Origin of the sequence: Mycobacterium sp. 050272, from assembly GCF_039023525.1 — a bacterium.
Lineage (GTDB): Bacteria > Actinomycetota > Actinomycetes > Mycobacteriales > Mycobacteriaceae > Mycobacterium.
In genome coordinates this window covers 39,764-59,534 of record NZ_JBCHKV010000007.1, presented here as the reverse complement: position 1 = coordinate 59,534, position 19,771 = coordinate 39,764, and the positions used below count along the sequence as shown (strand labels likewise).

Annotated in this window: 16 protein-coding genes; 8 read left to right on the top strand and 8 right to left on the bottom strand. The window is 65.3% G+C overall.

Annotated features, from left to right (window positions below; genetic code table 11):
• Positions 1-18 precede the first annotated feature (18 nt).
• Positions 19-1,089 carry a 3-oxoacyl-[acyl-carrier-protein] synthase III C-terminal domain-containing protein gene (locus tag AAHS21_RS15890; RefSeq protein WP_342928574.1) on the top strand — a complete coding sequence of 357 codons (1,071 nt, stop codon included), beginning with the start codon at positions 19-21 and terminating at the stop codon, positions 1,087-1,089.
• Here AAHS21_RS15890 and AAHS21_RS15885 read toward each other — a convergent pair.
• The 3 genes from AAHS21_RS15885 to AAHS21_RS15875 form a co-directional block, all read right to left on the bottom strand.
• A complete protein-coding gene (locus AAHS21_RS15885; protein ID WP_342928573.1) occupies positions 1,072-2,379 on the bottom strand; it encodes a cytochrome P450 in 1,308 nt (435 codons plus the stop codon). The genes AAHS21_RS15890 and AAHS21_RS15885 overlap by 18 nt on opposite strands.
• Positions 2,380-2,499: 120 nt before the next feature.
• Complete coding sequence (locus tag AAHS21_RS15880) at positions 2,500-4,272, bottom strand: ABC-F family ATP-binding cassette domain-containing protein (protein ID WP_342928572.1); 1,773 nt, start codon at positions 4,270-4,272, stop codon at positions 2,500-2,502.
• 36 nt (positions 4,273-4,308) lie between these two features.
• A complete protein-coding gene (locus AAHS21_RS15875) occupies positions 4,309-4,668 on the bottom strand; it encodes a YbaB/EbfC family nucleoid-associated protein (protein WP_342928571.1) in 360 nt (119 codons plus the stop codon).
• 237 nt (positions 4,669-4,905) lie between these two features.
• Here AAHS21_RS15875 and AAHS21_RS15870 point away from each other — a divergent pair, with 237 nt between their 5' ends.
• The 4 genes from AAHS21_RS15870 to AAHS21_RS15855 are packed head-to-tail and all read left to right on the top strand — an operon-like array spanning position 4,906 to position 7,510.
• Positions 4,906-6,165 (top strand): EspA/EspE family type VII secretion system effector, encoded by a 1,260-nt coding sequence (locus AAHS21_RS15870; RefSeq protein WP_342928570.1) that lies wholly within the window; start codon positions 4,906-4,908, stop codon positions 6,163-6,165.
• Positions 6,166-6,216: 51 nt separating this feature from the next.
• Positions 6,217-6,549, top strand: coding sequence for a hypothetical protein (locus AAHS21_RS15865; RefSeq protein ID WP_342928569.1), 333 nt, complete (start codon positions 6,217-6,219; stop codon positions 6,547-6,549).
• Positions 6,550-6,581: 32 nt separating this feature from the next.
• Positions 6,582-7,130 (top strand): YbaB/EbfC family DNA-binding protein, encoded by a 549-nt coding sequence (locus tag AAHS21_RS15860; RefSeq protein ID WP_342928568.1) that lies wholly within the window; start codon positions 6,582-6,584, stop codon positions 7,128-7,130.
• A 59-nt stretch (positions 7,131-7,189) separates the two neighbouring features.
• Entirely contained in the window at positions 7,190-7,510 is a 321-nt protein-coding gene (locus AAHS21_RS15855) for a hypothetical protein (RefSeq protein ID WP_342928567.1), read from the top strand.
• A gap of 1 nt (position 7,511) precedes the next feature.
• On the opposite strand, the gene AAHS21_RS15850 is transcribed toward AAHS21_RS15855, so the two are convergent.
• The 3 genes from AAHS21_RS15850 to AAHS21_RS15840 form a co-directional block, all read right to left on the bottom strand.
• Positions 7,512-9,440 carry a hypothetical protein gene (locus AAHS21_RS15850; RefSeq protein ID WP_342928566.1) on the bottom strand — a complete coding sequence of 643 codons (1,929 nt, stop codon included), beginning with the start codon at positions 9,438-9,440 and terminating at the stop codon, positions 7,512-7,514.
• A 281-nt stretch (positions 9,441-9,721) separates the two neighbouring features.
• Entirely contained in the window at positions 9,722-12,034 is a 2,313-nt protein-coding gene (locus AAHS21_RS15845) for a hypothetical protein (RefSeq protein WP_342928565.1), read from the bottom strand.
• Positions 12,035-12,316: 282 nt separating this feature from the next.
• Complete coding sequence (locus tag AAHS21_RS15840; protein WP_342928564.1) at positions 12,317-12,670, bottom strand: YbaB/EbfC family nucleoid-associated protein; 354 nt, start codon at positions 12,668-12,670, stop codon at positions 12,317-12,319.
• Between the two features lie 245 nt (positions 12,671-12,915).
• Here AAHS21_RS15840 and AAHS21_RS15835 point away from each other — a divergent pair, with 245 nt between their 5' ends.
• From AAHS21_RS15835 to AAHS21_RS15825, 3 genes are read left to right on the top strand one after another with little or no spacing between them, the layout of a single operon-like run.
• Entirely contained in the window at positions 12,916-14,205 is a 1,290-nt protein-coding gene (locus tag AAHS21_RS15835; protein WP_342928563.1) for an EspA/EspE family type VII secretion system effector, read from the top strand.
• A gap of 46 nt (positions 14,206-14,251) precedes the next feature.
• A complete protein-coding gene (locus AAHS21_RS15830) occupies positions 14,252-14,581 on the top strand; it encodes a type VII secretion target (RefSeq protein WP_342928562.1) in 330 nt (109 codons plus the stop codon).
• 20 nt (positions 14,582-14,601) lie between these two features.
• On the top strand, positions 14,602-15,204 hold the full coding sequence (locus AAHS21_RS15825) for a hypothetical protein (protein WP_342928561.1): 603 nt from the start codon (positions 14,602-14,604) through the stop codon (positions 15,202-15,204).
• A 16-nt stretch (positions 15,205-15,220) separates the two neighbouring features.
• On the opposite strand, the gene AAHS21_RS15820 is transcribed toward AAHS21_RS15825, so the two are convergent.
• Positions 15,221-16,906, bottom strand: a complete 1,686-nt coding sequence (locus AAHS21_RS15820) for a hypothetical protein (RefSeq protein WP_342928560.1) — start codon at positions 16,904-16,906, stop codon at positions 15,221-15,223.
• 235 nt (positions 16,907-17,141) lie between these two features.
• Positions 17,142-19,511: a hypothetical protein gene (locus tag AAHS21_RS15815; RefSeq protein ID WP_342928559.1), complete on the bottom strand. Its 2,370-nt coding sequence runs from the start codon at positions 19,509-19,511 to the stop codon at positions 17,142-17,144.
• Between the last annotated feature and the right edge of the window lie 260 nt (positions 19,512-19,771).

The following is a 19,771-nucleotide window of genomic DNA, read 5'->3' as shown; positions in this document are numbered from 1 at the left end:
TTTAGGTAGAGGTCAGGTATGAGCGTCATCGCAGGTGTGTTCGGTGCCGTGCCACCGCACCGTTACAGCCAGGGCGAGATTACCGACCAATTCGTCAAGTTCCCGGTCTTGCAGGAACACGAAGCGATCGTCCGGCGCCTGCATGCGGGCGCGAAGGTCAACAGCCGCCACCTCGTGCTGCCTCTCGAGCAATACCTGTCGCTGACCGATTTCACCGAAACGAACGAAATCTTCATCGAAAATGCCGTCAACCTCGGCTGCGAGGCGCTGCTGGGCGCTCTCGACGAGGCGGGACTGCAACCCCAGGACGTCGACTTGATCGCCACCACGACCGTCACCGGCGTCGCGGTGCCGTCGCTGGACGCCCGCATCGCCGGGCGGATCGGCCTGCGCCCGGATGTGCGCCGGATTCCGCTGTTCGGCCTGGGCTGCGCCGGCGGGGCGGCAGGCGTGGCGTCCCTGCACAACTACCTGAAGGGCGCGCCGGACGGCGTCGCGGTCCTGGTGTCCGTCGAGCTGTGCTCGCTGACATTTCCGACGGTCAAGCCGACCGTATCCGGGCTGGTGTCGACCGCGATGTTCGGCGATGGGGCGGCCGCCGTGGTGGCGGTCGGCGATCGTCGCGCCGACCAAGACCGGCAACTGCGTGCCAGCGGGCCCGACATCGTCGATTCCCGCAGTCGCCTCTATCCGGAATCACTGCACATCATGGCGTGGAACGTCGGCCCCGCCGGGCTACAGCCCGTGTTCTCCCCGGAGCTCGCCACGATCATCGAGCGCCACCTGGCCGGCGACGTCGACCGGTTCCTCAGCCGACACAGCCTGACCAGGGCCGACATCGAGGCGTGGGTGGCCCATCCCGGTGGTCCCAAGGTGATCGACGCGATCGGCAAGAGCCTTGAGCTGCCTCCCGAGGCGCTCGAGCTGACCTGGCGCTCACTGGGTGAGATCGCCAACCTCTCGTCGGCGTCGGTGCTGCACGTCCTGCGCGACACCATCGCCAAGCCGCCGGCCAGCGGCAGCCCGGGCCTGATCGTCGCGATGGGCCCCGGATTCTCCTCCGAGCTCGTGCTACTGCGCTGGCACTGAGCCGGCGATTTCGACGACCAGTCCCGGGGTGGGACTGAGCGCGGCGAGGTTGGCCGCACGGATTCGCTGAGCGGGCAATCGCATCGTCGTCCGGGCCACCAGCCGGGCCAGCATGACTGTCATCTCGGTCGTCGCCATCACCGCCCCGATACAGCGGTGCAGCCCGCCACTGAACGGAATGAACTCATGTGGTGCGGGCTTGCGGTAATCCGGCGCGTCCGGGTCCCAACGGGCCGGACGAAACGTGCGCGGGTCCGGCCACACCTCGGGCAGCCGGTGGGTGACATAGGCGCTGAAGATCAGCAATCGGCCGGCCCGGATGCGGTGTCCGTCGAAGCTGAGGTCGCGCATCACCCGGCGGGCGGAGATCACGCCGGGGGAGTACAGCCGAAGCGTCTCCTGCACGACGCCGTGCAGGTAGGTCAGCGCGTCGAGGTTGGCGGCGGTGGGCGCCTGGGCGCCGAGTATCCGCCGGACCTCGTCGGCCGCGGCGTCCCAGGCGCCCGGCAGGGTCAGCAGCGTGTAGATCGCCCAGGCCAGCGCGCCGCTGGTCGTCTCGTAGCCGGCGGTGATCAGCGAAATGATCGAGTCGCGAATCTCGTTGTTGCTCAACGCGTATCCTTCGTCGCCGCGACCGTTGATCAACATGGTCAGCATGTGGTCGTCGGGTCTGGGCGCGGTGCGGGCGTCGGCGATCAGGCTGTCGATGAAGTCGTCGAGGCGCTCGCGGGCAGCCATCGCGCGGCGCCACCCGCGGGAGTTGAGACGCCGCTGCAGCACCACGACCTGGGGCAGCTGGTGGGTGAGGTCCAGCAGCGGCTGGAGTTGCTCACCGAGAAAGTCGGAGTGCGCCGCCAGGCGTGGGCCGAACAGGCTCTCGGCGGTGCTGCGCCGCACCGCGGAGCGGCACTGCTGGTAGATGTCCAGCCGTTGGCCCGGCCGCCAGCCGTCGATCACCGCGTCAATGTTGGAGACCATGGTCTGTACGTAGTCCTGGATCTGCCGGTGGCGCAGCCCCGGCGCCACCACGCTGCGGCGACGGCGATGATCGTCCCCGTCGCTGACGATCAGCGCGGTGGGCCCGTCGACCCAAGCGAGGCTCTCGAACGTCTGCGCCCAGCTGAACGCGTCCGCGTTGGCAAACACGAACTTGTTCGCCTCGGGGCCGAGCAGATAGGTGTAGCCGTGCCGGCCGACGCCGGAATTGATCACCGGGCCCCGCAGCCGGTACAGCGCGAGCAACCCTTCGCCGGGAAGGTAGCGAACCGGTCCGTGCGGCTGCTTCGTCATGGTTTTCTCCCGACCCGGCTTGTGGCCGAACATTCCGATTGTAGTGCCTCGCGACGCGGATTGACTTGGGCTGCTTGGGGAGTCACGCTGCGTAAGAGGCAACGCCCCACGGCCGGTTGATCATTCGAGTGCTTCCGAGATCTCGAGCCACCGGCTCTCCAGCGTGGTGACCTCGTCTTCCAGGCCGCGCAGTTCGCCGGTCAGCCGGGAGACGCCGACGTGGTCGGACTGGTCATGGTCGGCGAGTTCGACGTGTTTGGCCGCGATCCGATCGGCCAGCCGGGCGAGCTGGCGGTCCACCGAGGCGAGCTCCTTCTCGGCGGCGCGACGTTGCGCGCCGGACATCGCCTCGGGTTCGGGTGTCGCGGGCGCCGATGGCGCAGCACCGGTCGACCGGGCGGCCAGGCGCAGGTATTCGTCGACGCCACCCGGCAGGTGGCGCAGGCGGCCGTCGAGAATCGCGTACTGCTGGTCGGTGACGCGCTCCAGCAGATAGCGGTCGTGCGAGACGACGATCAGGGTGCCCGGCCAGGAGTCGAGCAGATCCTCGGTGGCGGTCAGCATGTCGGTGTCGACGTCGTTGGTGGGCTCGTCGAGCAGCAGGACGTTCGGCTCGGACAGCAGCGTGAGCATCAGCTGCAGTCGACGCCGCTGTCCGCCGGACAGCTCGCCGACGCGCGCCGAAAGCTGGCCGCGCTCGAACCCGAGCCGCTCCAGCAGCTGGGTGGGGGTTACCTCGCGGCCGTCGACCTCGTAGCCACCGCGCAGGCCGGTCAAGACGTCAGCGATCCGATCGTCGGCATACTGGGTCAGCAGATCGCCCTGTTGGTCGAGCACCGAGAGCACAACGGTCTTGCCGCGCTTGACCCGCCCGGTGTCCGGCGTCACGGTGCCGGCGATCAACCCCAACAGCGTCGACTTGCCCGCGCCGTTGGCGCCGACGATGCCGGTCCGTTCACCCGGGCCGATGCGCCATTCGACGTCGCGCAGCACGGGACGTCCGTCGAACGAGACCGACACGTCCAGCAGATCGATCACGTCCTTGCCGAGCCGGGCGGTGGCGAGCTTGGCCAGCTCGACGGTGTTGCGCAGCGGCGGCACGTCGGCGATCAGCTGGTTGGCGGCGTCGATGCGGAACTTCGGCTTGGAGGTCCGCGCCGGCGGACCCCGGCGCAGCCAGGCCAGCTCCTTACGCATCAGGTTCTGCCGCTTGGCCTCCACCGCGGCGGTCTGCCGGTCCCGTTCGACGCGCTGCAGCACGTACGCCGCGTAACCGCCCTCGAAGGGTTCGACGATTCCGTCGTGCACCTCCCAGGTCGTGGTGGCGACCTCGTCGAGAAACCAGCGGTCGTGCGTCACGAGGAGCAGCCCGCCGGTGTTGCGCGCCCAGCGCTGTTGCAGGTGGCCGGCCAACCAGGTGATCCCCTCGATGTCCAGGTGGTTGGTGGGCTCGTCGAGGGCGATGACGTCCCACTCGCCGATCAGCAGCTCGGCCAGCTGCACACGCCGCCGCTGCCCACCGCTGAGTGTGGAAACCGTTGCATCCCAAGCGATATCGGCTACCAGCCCACCAACCACGTCGCGGATGCGCGGATCGCCGGCCCACTGGTGCTCGGGTGTCTCGCCCACCAGCGCCCAGCCGACGGTGTGTTCGGGGTCCAAAGTGTCGGCCTGGCTCAACGCGCCGACCCGCAATCCGCTGCGCTGGGTGACTCGCCCGGAATTGGGCGCCAGCTGACCGCTCAGCAGGCGAAGCAGGCTGGACTTGCCGTCGCCGTTGCGACCGACGATGCCGATACGCGCGCCGTCATTGACCCCGAGCGAGATCGAATCGAAGACGACTTGAGTCGGGTATTCCAGGTGAACGGCCTCGGCCCCCAGTAGGTGCGCCACCGGCCGACGCTAGCAAGGCGGGCCTGGACGCCGCGGCTAAGGCTGCTGCTGAAGATCCCCGAGCTGCTGCTGCAGCGCACTGACGACCGCCGCGACGGTGTCCTGGAGCTGCTGCTCTTCGTCTTCGGCGGCCGCGATCGTGGCCGCCTGCGCCGTATGTAGGGCCTCGTTGAGGCGCTGCTGGACCGTTTCGGCGCCCATGCGCAGCAGCCCGGGTTCGATCTGCAGGCCGGTCAGCCAGCGATCTCCGTTGACGGTTACCGTTACGGTCTCGGTTTCGTCTGTGGCAGTGAAGGTTCCGGTGCTCGTGCGAAACGCATCATCCTCGAAGGCCGAGACAAACCGCTGCAAATGCTGCAGCGCTTCGGTCACCTGCGGGTCGGTCTGGCCGGTCATCCGAAGTCCTCACTCGCGGCACGCTTTTGCCGGAGCATACCGACTGTGTGCTCGGCCGGGCCGATCGTCGGTATACGACGCATTAATGCTGGATGACCGAAGAAAGTTTTCCGCGCAGACCCCAGCGGCGGCGTTGTTAAGCTGACGCCCACATGCCGTCACGCAATCGGCACCGGGCGTATGCCGACCACAACGTGCTCGTTGACAGATCCGGCTGGTGTAAAGGGGTTGTGTCGAATGGTGAACTGGGCGAGCTTAACCAGTCTGGTTTTGAAACTTACGGCTAACTCCGCAGGCGCCTGGAAGAGTTACGCCCTCGACGGCGATATCGCCAATATGAGCATCAGTGTTGGCACGACATTTCAGTTGGTTCTACAGGAAGGATTGAAGGCGCTCTGCGGTGACAGCATCAAAGATATGCTCGAACTGAAGCCAACAGTCTACCTCGAGAATGCCGTAGCGCTGGTCAGCCTGTTGGAATGGTTCAACGGGTTCGGTAAACCCGACAAGGGGACAGTGCTGACGGACGCGGCGAAACCGAATTTCGATGCGGCCCTGGCTAACCTGAAACTCGCGGCGCCTGATGAACTGCGCTGGTCCGGTAAGGCGTCGCTCGCCTACGGTCAGCTGATCCACGAGTTGCAAGAGTGCATAAAAGCGGTGCAATCGACCGATAAGGATCTGCAAGGCTATGTGAAATCCGAAGCCGAGCTGGTTTTCAATGTGCGACAGCAATTCGGATATACAAAAGCTGCACTCGCCGCTTGTATTCCGGTGGCCTGGGCGATCTACGGTTATGCCTTGGTGGCTGCCTCGGCCGAAAACGTGCTCTGGATTCCCCCGCTTACTCCTCAGATCATTGCTCTGCAAACTACCAAGAGATGGCAGATTGCATTCATCGTGGCCGCGCTCGGAGCCCTCGGGGTCGAGACGGGAATTCACATTGACAAAGTCGCGTCGAACGCTGCCGCCATGCAGGCCGCCGTGCCGGCCAAGTATGACGCCGCCCGTGGCGCCTTGACGATGCCGAATCCGGCGAATGCCCTTCAGGCGGTGTTGACAGCGGGCGGGGGATCGGTCGCTCCCGACTTCCACACGCCGTCGGCCGCCGGCGGCACCATCTCGGGTGCCCCGTCGGGGCGGCACGCCGTGGCGACCGGCACGTGGGCGCGCGGCGGTCTCCCGGCGAGGGAGCACGCGACACCGGAAGCGCCGGCCGCAGTGTCGACCCGGGCCGCCGCAACGGCTACGCCCGCACCGGCGTTCACGCCGCCCGTCGTGTCGCAGCCGGCACCAACCGCGGTGTCGCAGCCCGCGAGACACCGCAAAGACACGGGGGCTGCGGCCGAGCGGGCCGTGGGCGCAGAGTCCGCGCCCGAGGTAGACGTCGCCGATTTCGGAGCGGCTGCGGGTGCGGCGGGTGCCGAGCGTGCGCCGATCGACGTCGCGGCCGACACCGGCGAGCAGGCGCCGGATGCAAGCGCGGCCAGTCGTTAGAGAACCAAAACCGTTGCAAGAGAAGAGTATTCTTTCAAGGAGACCGGCGCTGTGGAAAATGTAATCGTCGATCCGACCTACATCGACAACCTGCGCACCTCCCTTGCCGCCGTCCGTACAAGCGTGTACGCGGCCTTCGGGGCACCACGATCGGTGACAGGCGGATACCCCGACAAACTCATAGACAGCCACGGGCTTACCGCCCGCGCGGGCGCCAACGCCATGATGGCAACGCTGGATGGGAACCGCGCCGCCGTGCAAGCGCGCCTCGCCGAATGCCTGACAGCGTGTGACCAAGCGCTGCAGGCGGCCAAGGCGATGTACGCGGCGACCGATGGGGCGCAGCGTGATGTCCTTGACCATCAGCTGGATGCTGGCAACTGACCGAGGTACACGAGTCGAAGAAAGAGAAAGCGATGTCCCGAGACGACGACGGCCAGGATGACGTTTCCGCCCTGGTTTTCTTCGATACCCACCAATCCGGTGCTGACGACGACGGGACCGCCGACAGGCAAGCGCTGACTTTCGCAGCCGGCGGCGATGTCGATGCGCCCTCGGGTGTCGATGCGTTGCGAGTTCAGGGGACGGGTCAAACCGTGGACGCGGAGCGAGAACACGATGAAGGGCCCGGTTTCCTGGCCAAGGTGACCAATCCTCCCGGAACGGTCTCGATCACCGCACTGCCGGACGGCAGCGTCGTGCAGATCGAACTTTCTCCGAAGGTGACGAGCATGACGGAGGCAGCGCTGGTTGACGAAATACTTGCCATGGCCGAGCTGGCCCGGCAAAAAGGACTGGCCGGCCAGCAGGCGTTCATCGTCGATGCCGTGCGGGCTCTGGGGTTGGGTCCTGGCGACGGAGTAGACGACGAACTCATCGTGGGGGCCGCGGAATTGCCGACACCGGAACAGGCCGAGGCGGCACAAGCGCACGTGTTCGCCAATCGCTACGTCAATACCGACTGATCGTTCGAAACGGCGTTTCAGCCTCACCGCGCTGTCAACACTGCGGACGAGGAGAGGACATGACGATGGTCTATCCCGGCGTCGGCCCCGGGGCCGAATCCGTCCCCCAGCCCTGGGCCGCCGAACAAGCATTCCGTGCCGGTGCGCGCGCGGAGCAAGCGTTCCGACGGGCCAGAGCAGCGCAGCGAGCCGCGGCAATCAGCTTGGACCACTCCGCGGCCAGTCAGGACCGGACGGCGCAGGCCTTCGAGGGCCTGGCCGAACGCGAGCGCTGCGACCGTCAGCGTGACCAATATTTGGCCTACGCGGCCCGACACCGCGCGTCCGCGCGCGACGATCGTGAGGTGGCCTGCCGGCTGCGCCAGACTGCCACCACCTGACTCACTTTGGGCCGTCGGCGGCTTCCGGCGGAGGCGCAACAGGTTCGACCTTGCGTGGCCGACGGCCGATGACACCTTCGGTCCACGGCCGTTCCTCCGTGTAGAGGGCCGAGTCGTCGGGATCCACGCGTTTAGCTTTGCCGGCATTTTGGTCCTGCGGGGGCATTCCGGGCATCGGGGGCATGGCGCCGGCCTTGGCGACATGAGACCCCGCGGAGTCCGACGTCGATCCGGGCATGCGAGGCGCGAGCTCCGAGGCGGGCGCGGGCCGCGGACCTCCCTCGTGTAGGCCGGGGCCCTGCACCGGAGCGTGGACCGGGGGCGCCAGCGGATGTTCCACCCGCGTCGACGGGACGGCGCCGGCGCCGGCGACCGGTATGTTGATCCCGCCGCCCATCGTCCCGCCCGCCCCAGCCCCGTGCGCCACGTTGGGTACATGCCCGCCTGCGGGCAGCGGCGGCACCCACGGCACACCCGGCTTGGTGCCGCCCGGGGGTACCGGGGGCGTCGCTTTGGCGGCCATTCCTTTTGCCATGTTCGCGAACTGGTTTACCGTGCCCATCAATTTCGACACGGAGGGGACCTTCGGCATGCCTGCTTTACCAGCCTGACCGGCCGCACCGATCGACTTGGCCAGGGCTGCCTGTTGGGCGTTCATCGACTTGGCGAAGTTCGAGGTCATGGATTTCTGCATTTCCTGCGCCTTTGCCTGCGCTTCGTCCGCCTTTTCCTGCGCTTCCTGCCGGGCCCTTTGCGCCTCTTCGCGTGCTTCTTGCCGTGCCTTTTGGGCGTCTTCTCGTGCCTCTTGTTGTGCCTTACGCGCCTCGGCGCGGGCCTTCTCCGTCTCTTCTCTCTGTGCTTTCAGCATCGCTTGGATCGGCTCCATGGAGCGCGTCTGAGCCTTTGCCGCCTTCTCGTCCGCCTTTTGTTCGGCCGACTTGAAATCCGAGGCGACCCTGGGCGGCACTGCCGGATTCAGTGGCGCCAGTGGCATGCCGGCGCGCTCCCGGTATTTCCTAAGTACTTCTTCTGATTTTTTCTGCAATTCTTCGAGCTCTTTTTTCGCATTGACCCATTGCCAGTGGGTGATGTTGCCTTTCTCCATCACGGTATAGGGTTTGGCCACGTCGCCCGGCGTGGGATGCTCCGCGTGCAGCAGGCGATGCGCGTCAGCGATCTTTTGCGACTGTTCGGAAATCGTCCGGCAGTTCTGTGCGGTGCTTCGCAACCAGTTCAACTGCAGCTCGAACTGCTGATGAGCCTGGTCAGAAGCATCGCCGCGCCATCCGCTGATACGGCGGAATCGATCCTCGGCGCGTACCAGCGATCCACTGAAGACATGCCAGGCGTCCGCATAATTGGACCAAGCATTGGCGTTCGGGTCGAGCGAAGTTTTCGTCACCTTCAGACTTGGAGTCGCCGCGCCCGCGGAATAATGGATTTGGTCGGCAGCTTCTCTGACCCGCACAAAGAGAGTGTCAATATCCTTATAAGAAGAATTGACTTTGTGCACGTAGTAATCGCCGGCGTGCTGCAGCGGCGAAAGCTTGTATTGAGGGGTGAACCCGGCCGGCGGGGGGCGCCGGTATTCGGCTTGCAGGTCATACTTCGATGTGGGCTCGGGCGCCGCCCACGCCACGGTCCAGTACGACTTGATGCGGCGTGCGGTGTCCTCGTCCATGCCCCGATACGCGGTCGCCGCGTCGATCAATAATCGCGCTAATTGCAGCCACTCCTCTTGGGCTGCTCTGATCACATGCGCCATGTTGTCGACGGACCGTTGCAGGGCAACAATGGCATTACTGGTCATCACCAGCCGGTTCGGCGGCTCCGGTGTGTTCCCGGGCCACCTGCCGAGCGGCTCAACCAGCTCGCTGGATCTTCTCGACAGGGTGGACGCTTCCACGCTCATTTTGCTGGGATTGCTCATTGCGAGTCCTCTCCCGGCTGCCGCAAACCAACCGAATTGGAGTGGCAACCATCGTCGCGTACCGCCGCGTGGGCAAACCGGCCCGCGTGTCCGCCCCGAAACAAAAAGCGCCGATCAGGGTTGTCCGCCCGAGGCAACCCCGACATCACGCTCGGTAGCCTAATCGACATCCGGCCGCTGAGCGCGCAATACGCGAGTATTCGACCCAACGTCGCCGTCCGCGAAAAGCGCAGTCGCACAAATCAAGTCACCGATCGACGAATGCAGGACGGCGAGGAGGATCAATAGCCGGCCGCGGCCTCGTCGTAAAAGGCGGCCACTCGTCGCACGTACGTTGGGTCGGTGAAAGCATTTTCGTGCAGGATGCCGAGGCGCTTCCAGTAGAGCCAGTCGGCCACCGCAGAACGTCGCGAATCCGGGTCCGTCAGCAAGCGTGCCTTCTTGAGCGCAGCGCGTTCGGCGAAAGCGGCGTAGGTATGAAACGCCCTCAGGTGGGCAACTTCTCGTCCGGTAGCAGTGCTGAGCATCGGTTCCATCACCTCCATCCACAGCATGAACGGTCCTACCGCCTCCGCGTCGTCGTCGACTGGCGCTTGTGGTAGGCGGTCCAATAAATCCCGATCGGGGATCGCCGCTAGCCATTCGGCCCCTTGTGGGTCGACTACCTCCAACCGAGTCCGGCCGACCATCTCCGCGCTGTCCGGGATGTCGTCCCGTTGCAGCACCACCTTCTCCACGCCGGGATCGGACTCGGCCAGCTGTTCCTCGGTGGCGATGACCGCCCGCAGCGTCAGGCCGTGGTGGCTTGCCCACCCCCGCACGGCCATCACCGGGTAGGTCGCCCAGAAGGCACGCTCGCCGGCCGGGATCTCGTCGTCGGCGCTGGCCATGACGACCACTTCGGGTAGCTGAAGCCCATCCGGGATGTGGGTGATGCCGTAACTGTTGGCCACCACGATCGTGCCCTCGGTGGTCACCGCCGTTACCCAGAAGAACCCGAAATCGTTCTCGCCGCCGCTGCCCGGCGCGTTGAGCACGGCGGCGATGCGCCGAGCCAACAGCAGCGGATCGACGCCGTCGCGACGCGACGCTTCAGCGCTGGCGGCCTCGGCGACGGCATCGCGTTCGGCGCGCGCCGGTGACACCGGGATCGACGCCATCAAGGCTTCCCGCGTGCGCGGCACCGACGCTGCGGCGGCCGGTCCACTTGCCGGCTTCGAACCGGTGTCCGCGGGCGGATCGGCAGCCGCGGGGGAGATGGCCGGCGACGCGGGTGGCGATGGCATGCTCGGCGCAGGGCTGGACGCCGCCGGGCCCGTGCCTCCACCCGCGTCTGGCGCCGAGGGCGGAGCCGGAGCCTGCGGCGCCGCCGGCGCCAACGGAGCGTGTGGGGTGGTCGGACTCAGTGGAGCCGCGGGCGCGGGCGGACTCAGTGGCGCGGCGTGCGCGCCGACCGGCCCGACCGGCATCGGTCGCGCCGCCGGGCCCGGAGCCGCTGCGTGCGACGCGGCAGGCTGGTGCCCGGGCGCCGCGTGCGGGACCGCGGGCCGGTGCGGTGTGGCGGGCGGCTTCGGCGAGCTTGCGAGAGACTGCGGGATTCCGCCGCCGCCCCCGCCGGCGCCGGCTGGTGAAACCGAAAACAGCCCTCGACCGGCGGCACCCGCACCCCGCGGAGGAGCCGACGCGGGGCGGTCTTTTTGCGACGCCGGATTCACGGAGGTTCGTGGGTCAGCCGGCGCTTTCGCGCCATCCGGCGTGCCGGGACCCTGGCCGTTTTGGCTGCCCGGTCCCGCCACCTCCGATATTGCCGGGTCGTTGGCCGTCCCCGGGCCAACCGCCGTTCCCGGATCGTCGTCGGTCCCCGGACCATCGTCGGTCCCCGAACCACCCGTTACCTCTTGGTCCGTCGGGTTTTGCGGTTCCCCGGACGCGTCCTGATCCGTCAGCGCGCCGCCGGAATCCGTCGACCCGTCCACCGAGGCGGGTTTCACTGCACCGGCGGATGCGTCCGGGTCCGCGGGAGCGTTCCACCCCATGGAGTTGAGGACCTCGTCCGCGTCCGGATCAGCCGGGGCGGACCACGGTGCGGGGTCGAAGGCATCCTCCGGCGCTTGCGGGTTCAGCGACGTCGCCGGGCCGGCGCCACCGGGGTCCGACGCACCGGGACCGCCCGCGGTCAGCGCTGTCGAGTGCGGTAGCTGGTCCTGCGTCGGGGATGGCGCAGATAGCTTGGGGCCGCTGTCCGGTGCCTGGGGTGCGGAATTCGTGGAGCTGGACGGCGGGGGTGCGACCTTATCTTTACCGCCGGTGAAGTGGGCCTGGTTGAGTTGGCCTCCCAGCTTCTGGTCGGTCTCGGCGTATATGCGACCCGCGGCAGCGATTTTGGACCCCACAGCGTTGATAGCGGCCTGGGTGGCGGGCAGCCCCTCGACCACCGGTGCCTCGATCATCGGCATGGTCACGTTGATGGCCGTCGACACTGCATCCGATCCGTTGGCGGTCAGCGGTGGCGGCGCCGTCGGTAGAACCTGGCCCAGCAAAGTGGCGCCCGCAGCCTCGAGATAGGCGGGGTCGACGATCAAGGATTCAGGCATCGCCCAAATCCCTTGTATCGGAGCGCATTCGATACCCCCGGCAGAATTGGTGCACCACGATCGCGAACAGGCTCACGTCGGCGGGCGAACGCAACGCTGAGCTGACGGGAGCCTAGCAGTTGTTCGCCGCGCAACCCGTGATGTTTCACCGACGTTGGCCCGATAGGGGTCTGTGCGTAACTATGCCGGCCGCGTGCTCGTGCCTGAATGTGTCGTCGGCGGGTTGCCGATGAACTACGAATAATACTGTGCAGCAAGCAGTTTAACGAGTGAGTAGGGTCGCTACGTCGCGAGGTCTCCGACCGTCTGGTCGAGCTTGTCGAGGGCCGCTGCGAGCGTTTGGTGAAGTTGCTCGGCGGCAACTTCACCGGCCTCTGACGCTGCGGCCTGCGCCGTGTACAGGGCCTGCAGGATGCGTTGCCGAACCATTTCAACACCCAGGCGCAGCAGGCCCGGTTCGATGTACAGGCCGGTCAGCCAGCCGTGTCCGTTGACGACTACTTCGACGGTAGCGGCTTCGTCTGTGGCCGTGAAGGTTTGGGTATTCGCCCGATACCGCTCGTCCTCAACAGCGGAGATGGAGCGCTCCAGCTGCTGCTGCGTGTCAGTTAACGCCGCGTCGGGCCCCATGGTCATATGAAATCCTTTGATTCTCGCGAGGGATCCAAAGATAGCCGATGGCGCCAAAAGTGTCTCGGCTAACGGTGCTGGTAGGTGTACAGCGTTTGAATGCTGTCTGACTCACCGGAATTCGGAACGCGGCGCGGACTGGTGCTTGTTAGGGTCATGCGGACGATCGCGTCTTCGTACGGGTGGCGTGTGCGGTTGCGGAAAACTGCCCGATTTGTGCGGGTCCAGTGAGTATCAGGAGGCCAAGTCCGTTGGTAAGCAACGCTTTTTATCTCGCTGTCGCTAAGGCTGCTGCCAGCGGTCAGGGTGCTTACAAGAATAAGATTGACAAAGAATACGGCAGCATGGTCGCCAATATTACCTCGACCCTTCCAACGCTGATATTTGCCGCGGCCGCAGAAGCTAAGGGGGATGATTTTTGGGGATCCTTAGGCGATTTTATGAAGGCGAAACCCTTACAATGGTTGGAAAACGCGATCGCCGTCATTGCGGTCCTAGATTTTCTGAATGGCCTTTCGTCTCCCGACAAAGGGCTGTCGCTAACCGAAGCAGGCGCAGCCGCAAGTTTCGATTCAGCGATCAAGAGCTTGCGATTAGCTATGCCGGACGAATCGAAGTGGTCCGGCCCGGCGGCGGAGGCGTACCGCAACGCGGTTAAAACACTGCAACAAGCTCTGATAGAAGTCAAACAAGCCGACGCGAAAATGCAGGAGGCTGTGCAAAGCCAGGCTTTAAGAATTATCAATCTACGAAGCAAATTTGCTTATACAAAAGTAGGACTGATGGTAGCGATGGCGCCTGCTCTCGTCATATACGCGGAAACCTGGGCGGGCCGGATGACTTTCTATTTGTCAGAGGGAAATCCAGCTGCGGCGAAACTAGCCCAACGAGACGCGATGGCTGTTACTCGCAAATTCCAGCTCGGGACGATTGCTGTTGCGATGACCGCGATCGCCGGCTTCCTGACTGACCATACCGTCGAGACGCTATCGCAGTCCGCGGCTGTGGCGAGCCTCGCGGGCGGCCAATACGACGCCGCCGCGAAATTGGTGCCGTCAACGGCAAAATCCACCCCGGTTCAGCAAGCTGCGGCCGCGAGCACTAGTACGACTTCCAAACTTTCGAGTTTTCAACGGATTCCCGACGGTGCGGGCAATTCCTCGAACGCCAGGTCGTACCCCGTAGCTGGTGGTGCCGCAACGGCTAGGGCCACGTCGTACCCCGTCGCCGGCGGCAGCGGTACGCCTGGTGGCGCCGGAACGGTCTCGACTCCATCCACGCCGTCGGCCCCGCCTGCGACGGCGGCGACGTCAGCGACCGCGGGCACCGGCCATTCAGGCCAAGGCGTCAAGCCGGGTGTGGGTGGTGCCCCGATCCCAAAGCCTGCCAAGCAGACTGACGCGCGTGGCGAGGAGGCCGCTGGCAAGGGGAACACCGCAGCGGCGGAAGGCGCCGAAGCAGCCCGGCGTGCACCGATCGAGGTCCCAACGGCCGTCGCGGGACACGCGCAGCGGCCAACATCGCCCACGAGTGCGGTGTAGCGCGCCAAGAACCGTGTATCTGACAATCTCTTGAAGGAGGTACCCCGTGGACGGACTAAGAGTCACACCGGAGGAACTGACAGCACTCAAGAATGAACTCGGCGAGGCGAAAAAGGCGATAGATGCCGGGTTTAATGCGCCCGAGCATGTCGGCGGTTACCCCGACAAAATTGAGGATACTCACGGTTTTTCCTCGCGCATCGCCGTTTACCGCATGCTCGAAGTACTGAGCAACAACCGTGCGGACGTGCATACGAAAATGACGGCAGCCATAACCGATTTGCAGGCAAGCCTTCAGGCCGCGTCGGCCATGTATCGGAATACCGATGAGTCGCATGCCGGTGTTCTCAAGCAGCAAGTAGACACCAACGGCTGATTAGAAAGAAAGAGAAATCGATGCCGCAGTACGACGATGGCCAAGATGATATCGCTGCCCTGACTTTCTCCGACTTCAGCCAGCCGGGCGCCGACCGCGACAGTGATGTGCAGGCCCTGGTTTTCTCCGCAGCGAGCGATGGGGGCGCCCAGGAGTCAACCATTGAGGACTTGCGCGCCTGGGCGCCCACGCAACCTGATGACGGCGTCGCCGGCGAAGGCGACGCGATGCGTGCCCAAGTCAGCGGTGCCGGGGACGCGGATGGAGCCGACCAAGACGAAGCGAGCCAATTTCTCGCTACGGTGGCCAACCCGTCCCGAACCATTGTCGTCACGGCACAGCTGGATGGCAGCGTCCAGCAGCTGAAGCTGTCGTCAGAGGTGGCGAGCATGGCCGAATCGGCGCTCGCCGACGAGATATTGGCCATCGCCGACCTCGCCCGCCAGAAGGGCCTCGCGGTACAGCGAGCGATGGTGAGCGCCTTCATGACGGGAATGGCACTCGACAGGGATCTGAATGACGACGTGGTCAGACAGGCTCTCGAGGAATTACCCACGCCGGAACAGGCGGAGGAATCCCGGGCGGAAGTGTTCGCCAGCCGCTACGCGTCCGACACCGATTGAGCGTTCGCTCGGCGGCCTAGCCTTCTTTGCTGGTAGGGCCGAGCTTGCGCGGGGTAATGCCGATAATGCCTTCGGTCCACGCCCGCTGCTCGGTATAGAGCGCCGAGTCGTCGTCACCCACTCGCTTGGATTTACCGGCGCTGTCTTGGGCTTTAGCGCCCATGCCACCCATCGGGGCCCCACCCATACCACCACCGGCGCCGGCTGCCCCGCCGTGCGAACCCGCGCCGGCAACGCCGGGAGTGAAGCTGGCGGCTGCGGTCCCTGGGCTGCCGCCTGGCCAGCCGCCCGGTAGTGAGGGGGGCTGCAATGGCGCTTTGCCAAGTCCACCGCCGAGCGACGGCACGCCGCCGCCACCTCGACCGGGCATCGCAGCAGCCGGCGACACCTTCGGCGCGTGCGGATCCAGGGGCGGCAGGCCCGTTCCGGCGCCTCCCGGTGCGGGCTTGTGCCCCATCCCTTTCGCCAGGGTCGCCGCCTGGTTCACCGCGCTCAGGAGTTTCTGGGGTGACGGCAGCGACGGTGGGCGGGTCGCGCCCATGCCGGCCGAGTTTGCGAGGGCGGCAGCATCAGGCTGCGTCATCGTGCCGGGGCCTTCTGTCATGTCGTCGATCAGGGCGGCCGTGTCCCGCTTCAATTGCTCTTGCTGTTTTTTTCGGTTTCGCTCCGATATCTGCTCGGTGGTCAGAAACAAATCGCCGTCGACACGATCGGGTACCGCGGGTTTATCCAGCGGCGCCAAATTATTGACCGATTTCCGATAGGCGGTTAATACGTCCTGAGAAGTTTGCTGCATTTTCTCTAGTTCCGCCATGGCTTTGTCGTACTCAGCCGCGCTTGCCTTCGCGGACGAATCTAGCCTGCGGTAGATGGCGTCTATATCTTTGAGCTTGGGATGGTTAGCGCAGGCGGTGGTGTACGCGTCGGTGACGGTCTGGGCGTTTTGGCTCAGTGCCCGGCAGAGGCCCTCGAGGTTTCTTATCATCTCCGCATGCCGCTGAAAGTACTTCTCGACCTTGGTGGCCGCTTCGCCCTCCCAGTCGTTAAAACCTCGGAACCGAGTGGTGATACTGCGCAATTTTTTCTCGTACTCAGACCATTCGTACCGGAAAAGATCTAACGAGTTTCGGTTACCTGATTCGAGTAGTTGTGCCACAGTTTTGACATCTAGAAATTTTGAGTCTAATTCCCCACCAGTTATGTAACGCGCCGTCTGAGTCTCAAAAAAGCGATCGATGAAGTCCTCATCGAAACTAAGCCCGAACTTACGGTTGGTCAGCCCGTAATCTAGCCTCTTTTTCGCCTGCGAATGGTAGACGGTTTCCTTCATCCTCGTGTAATTCCGCGACGACGCAGGCACCAGCTTGTTGAATGTCAGGCTGCCCGCGACGCCAGGCTCTTTCACCTCAATCGCCGACCCTGGGTTATCGAAATCCAGGCTGCTGGCCGCGCTCTCGTCGACACCTTCGTAGGCATTGGCCGCACCCATCACCGCCTGGGCCAGAGCTTGCCATCGCCGTTGGCCTTGCCCGAGGGCGTCGAGTATCACATCCGCGCCTTCTTGAAGTGCGATAGCGCCATTCTTCGCCGCGTCGAGCTCACACAGTGCCTTCGGCGCTACCTCTGGCCATTGCGGCAGCGGCTGCACTATCTCTCTGGCTCTCTGCGAGAGCTCGGCGGGCACCACATTCATCGATGTCATGGTGAATCCTCATCCGGCTGCCATGCGCCCACCACGGGTGGGAGCGGCGGCCATCGTCCGTACCTACACGGTGTCCGTCGAGTTAGCGGTGCAGTGATTGAGGTCAACTGTGTTGTGTGACAACAGCCGAGCGGGGATATCAGGCGATAGCTTAATTGACGCACGCGTCTTCGGCTGCCCTAAGCGACCGCAGACTTGCTGCCCTGAGAAGCTACTCGTACGGGGCATGGAGTCTTCATCGAGTGCTGCTGGCTTGAGCCTCTTGGAGGAGTGCTCGCAGCAGTCCGATGATGCGTTTCCAATAGAGCCAGTCGGCCACCGCCTTGCGCCGGGCAGGCGAATCGGTGCTGCCGTGCGCGCGCCTGAGGGCGGATTCTTCGGCTTCGGCGGAATAGATCATGAAAGCTCGTAGATGTGCGGCCTGACGGCTGGGATGGTCGCTGAGCAAGGGTGTCGTCACCTCGACCCACAACATATCTTGCTCTTGATCGGTCAACTCGGCCTCAGTCCCGGCCGGCGGCAGCAGGTTGGCCAACCGCTGATCTGGCGTGGATGCCAGTCGCTCGGCCGCTTGGGGATCGACCACGGCCAATCGGGACCGGCCGGTCATTTTGCCGCTGGTAGGGATGTCGTCAGGTTCCAGCACAACTTTTGTCACGCCAGGGTCGGACTCGCCGAACTGCTCTGCGGTGGCGATCACCGCACGCAGCTGTTCATCGCGATGGTCGGCCCAGCCCTTGACGGCCACCATCGGATAGGTGATCCAGCGGACTCGATCGGTAAGCGGGATGGCGTCATCGGCACTGGCCATGTGCACCGGCTCGGGTAGCTGTATCCCATCGGGGAGGTACGCCATCCCGTAGTTGTTGGCGATCACGATCGCACCGCTGGTCGTCACGCCGGTCACCCAGTAGAAGCCGAAATGGCGCTCGGGGCGGGTGTCGGGCGCGTTCAACGCGGCCGCGATGCGCCGGGCCAACTGCAAGGGATCCGCCCCGTTGCGACGCCTCGCGTCCGCGGCGGTGGCCTCGGCGATCGCATCGCGTTCCGCGCGTGCCGCGGACACCGGAGTCCCCGCCGTGGCACCGTCTTTGCTTACCGGCGGTGGGGTGGGCGACTTAGCCGGCGGCTTCGGCCCGGCGTCCCCGTCCGGCGTACCGCCGTCCTTGGCTGCGGCCGGAGCCACCGGCCGCGACGGGCCGGGCGGCCCGCCGGGAGCCATGGGTGGCGCCGCCGCGCCGGTGCCGCCGTCGATTCCGCCACCACCCGGTGGCATCGATGCCGGCGTGCCTGATGGCGCCGCCGGTGCAGCCGGTGGACTGAGGTGCGGAGTCGGCAGCTGCTGCGACGGACCGGGTGGAGTCGACGGACTCAGCGGTGCGGCGTGTCTGCCTCCCGTGGCTGCCGACGCTGGGGGCAGATGCTGGCCGGGCGCCGAGGCCGGCGTGACCGCGGGATGATGCTCGGGATGGGCGTGGCCGGCCGCAGGTGCGTGGGGCATGCCGGACGGCTTCGTCAATCCCGTCAACGATTGCGGGACGCCTCCACCGCTGGCACCTCCGCCTGGTTGCGAGACCGCCATCCGCCCTTTGCCGGTTGCGCCCAGACTCTGCGCCCGCATCGGCTCCGGTCGCCTCGAGCGGGGTGTCGTATCTCCGAGTGTCTTTGGATCGCCCGACTTTGTCCGATCGTCCGATGTGCGGGTACCTGTTCCCGATTCCTCGGGTCCGGGCTGGCCCGCAGTCGCCGGTTGCGTGGCTAATGCGCCTTCGTCCGTTGCGGGATCCGCTGGACCCTGCAGGCCGGCCGGCAACTGCTCATTGTCCGGTGCAAGCTGATCCGTCAAGGAGTCGGTCGCGCTGTCCTGATCGGTGAAGGTGTCCTGACCCGCGGGGTTCTCGGGATCGCCCCACGAGTCCAGATCCGGGCGAGCTTCCTCGACCCCGTCCGCAAAGTCCGTGTCATCCGAACCTTCCCAGGCTTCGGGACGCACACCGGCCTCCGACACGTCCGCATCGCCAGGGTCCGTCCACCCCGTCGAGTTGAAGAACTCGTCGGGAGCGTCCGGATTCAGCGAAGCCGAGAGTTCGTTATCGGCGACATCCCAGGTCGACGGGCCAGGCCCATCGGGCGCTGCCGTCAATACCGGCGAGTCCTCCGCGGATCCGGACGATGGCGGCTGCGCATGAAATTCCGACGCCGGCGCCTGGGCCGCCGGATGGGGGGCGTCAGGCGACGGGCTCGCCAGCCGGCTTTGAGTGCCACCCGATCGAAATGTGGCTTCGACGCCGTTCGACGGCGAGTTGGACCCGGCGTTATCGGGCCGAACCTGGTTGAGCTTCTTGCCCAGCCTCTGGTCGGTTTCGGCATACATGCGAGCCGCGGCAGCGAGTTTGGATCCGGTCGCTTTGATCGCGACTTGGGCGGCGGGCAACCCATCGTTGACCGGAGCTTCGATGATCGGCATCGTCACATTGATCGCTTCCGACGCCGCATCCGATCCTTCGGCGACGATCGGCGGCGGTGGCACCGGCAACACCTGGCTCTGCAATGTGATGCCCGCACGTTCGAGAAAAAAGGGATCGACTGCCAACGGTTCAGGCATCTTCTTTTTCCAGGTCCAAATCCCGCGCGTAGGAGTGCATTTGATAATCCCGGGAGAACATTGGTGTGCCGCGAACCATTTCGCGGCAGAGCGCCGACACCCAGCCGTGCAGTCGGCAGCTTAGCAGTCGCACGGCCCGCAACCTGCGATGTTTACGGGTGCGTCAGTTAGGACGGGGGCGCGCGCAACCCTGTGTCCCCAGCGGACACCACATCTTTGCCGGCTGGTCGCCAAACGTCGCCGCCGACACCGCAGGGAGC

What these genes read in the sequence shown, in the direction of transcription:
- AAHS21_RS15840 (WP_342928564.1), bottom strand. Translation starts at nt 12,670, where the DNA reads ATGACCATGGGGCCCGACGCGGCGTTAACTGACACGCAGCAGCAGCTG.
- AAHS21_RS15870 (WP_342928570.1), top strand. Translation starts at nt 4,906, where the DNA reads ATGGTGAACTGGGCGAGCTTAACCAGTCTGGTTTTGAAACTTACGGCT.
- AAHS21_RS15815 (WP_342928559.1), bottom strand. Translation starts at nt 19,511, where the DNA reads ATGCCTGAACCGTTGGCAGTCGATCCCTTTTTTCTCGAACGTGCGGGC.
- AAHS21_RS15875 (WP_342928571.1), bottom strand. Translation starts at nt 4,668, where the DNA reads ATGACCGGCCAGACCGACCCGCAGGTGACCGAAGCGCTGCAGCATTTG.
- AAHS21_RS15885 (WP_342928573.1), bottom strand. Translation starts at nt 2,379, where the DNA reads ATGACGAAGCAGCCGCACGGACCGGTTCGCTACCTTCCCGGCGAAGGG.
- AAHS21_RS15890 (WP_342928574.1), top strand. Translation starts at nt 19, where the DNA reads ATGAGCGTCATCGCAGGTGTGTTCGGTGCCGTGCCACCGCACCGTTAC.
- AAHS21_RS15820 (WP_342928560.1), bottom strand. Translation starts at nt 16,906, where the DNA reads ATGACATCGATGAATGTGGTGCCCGCCGAGCTCTCGCAGAGAGCCAGA.
- AAHS21_RS15850 (WP_342928566.1), bottom strand. Translation starts at nt 9,440, where the DNA reads ATGAGCAATCCCAGCAAAATGAGCGTGGAAGCGTCCACCCTGTCGAGA.
- AAHS21_RS15860 (WP_342928568.1), top strand. Translation starts at nt 6,582, where the DNA reads ATGTCCCGAGACGACGACGGCCAGGATGACGTTTCCGCCCTGGTTTTC.
- AAHS21_RS15855 (WP_342928567.1), top strand. Translation starts at nt 7,190, where the DNA reads ATGACGATGGTCTATCCCGGCGTCGGCCCCGGGGCCGAATCCGTCCCC.
- AAHS21_RS15825 (WP_342928561.1), top strand. Translation starts at nt 14,602, where the DNA reads ATGCCGCAGTACGACGATGGCCAAGATGATATCGCTGCCCTGACTTTC.
- AAHS21_RS15845 (WP_342928565.1), bottom strand. Translation starts at nt 12,034, where the DNA reads ATGCCTGAATCCTTGATCGTCGACCCCGCCTATCTCGAGGCTGCGGGC.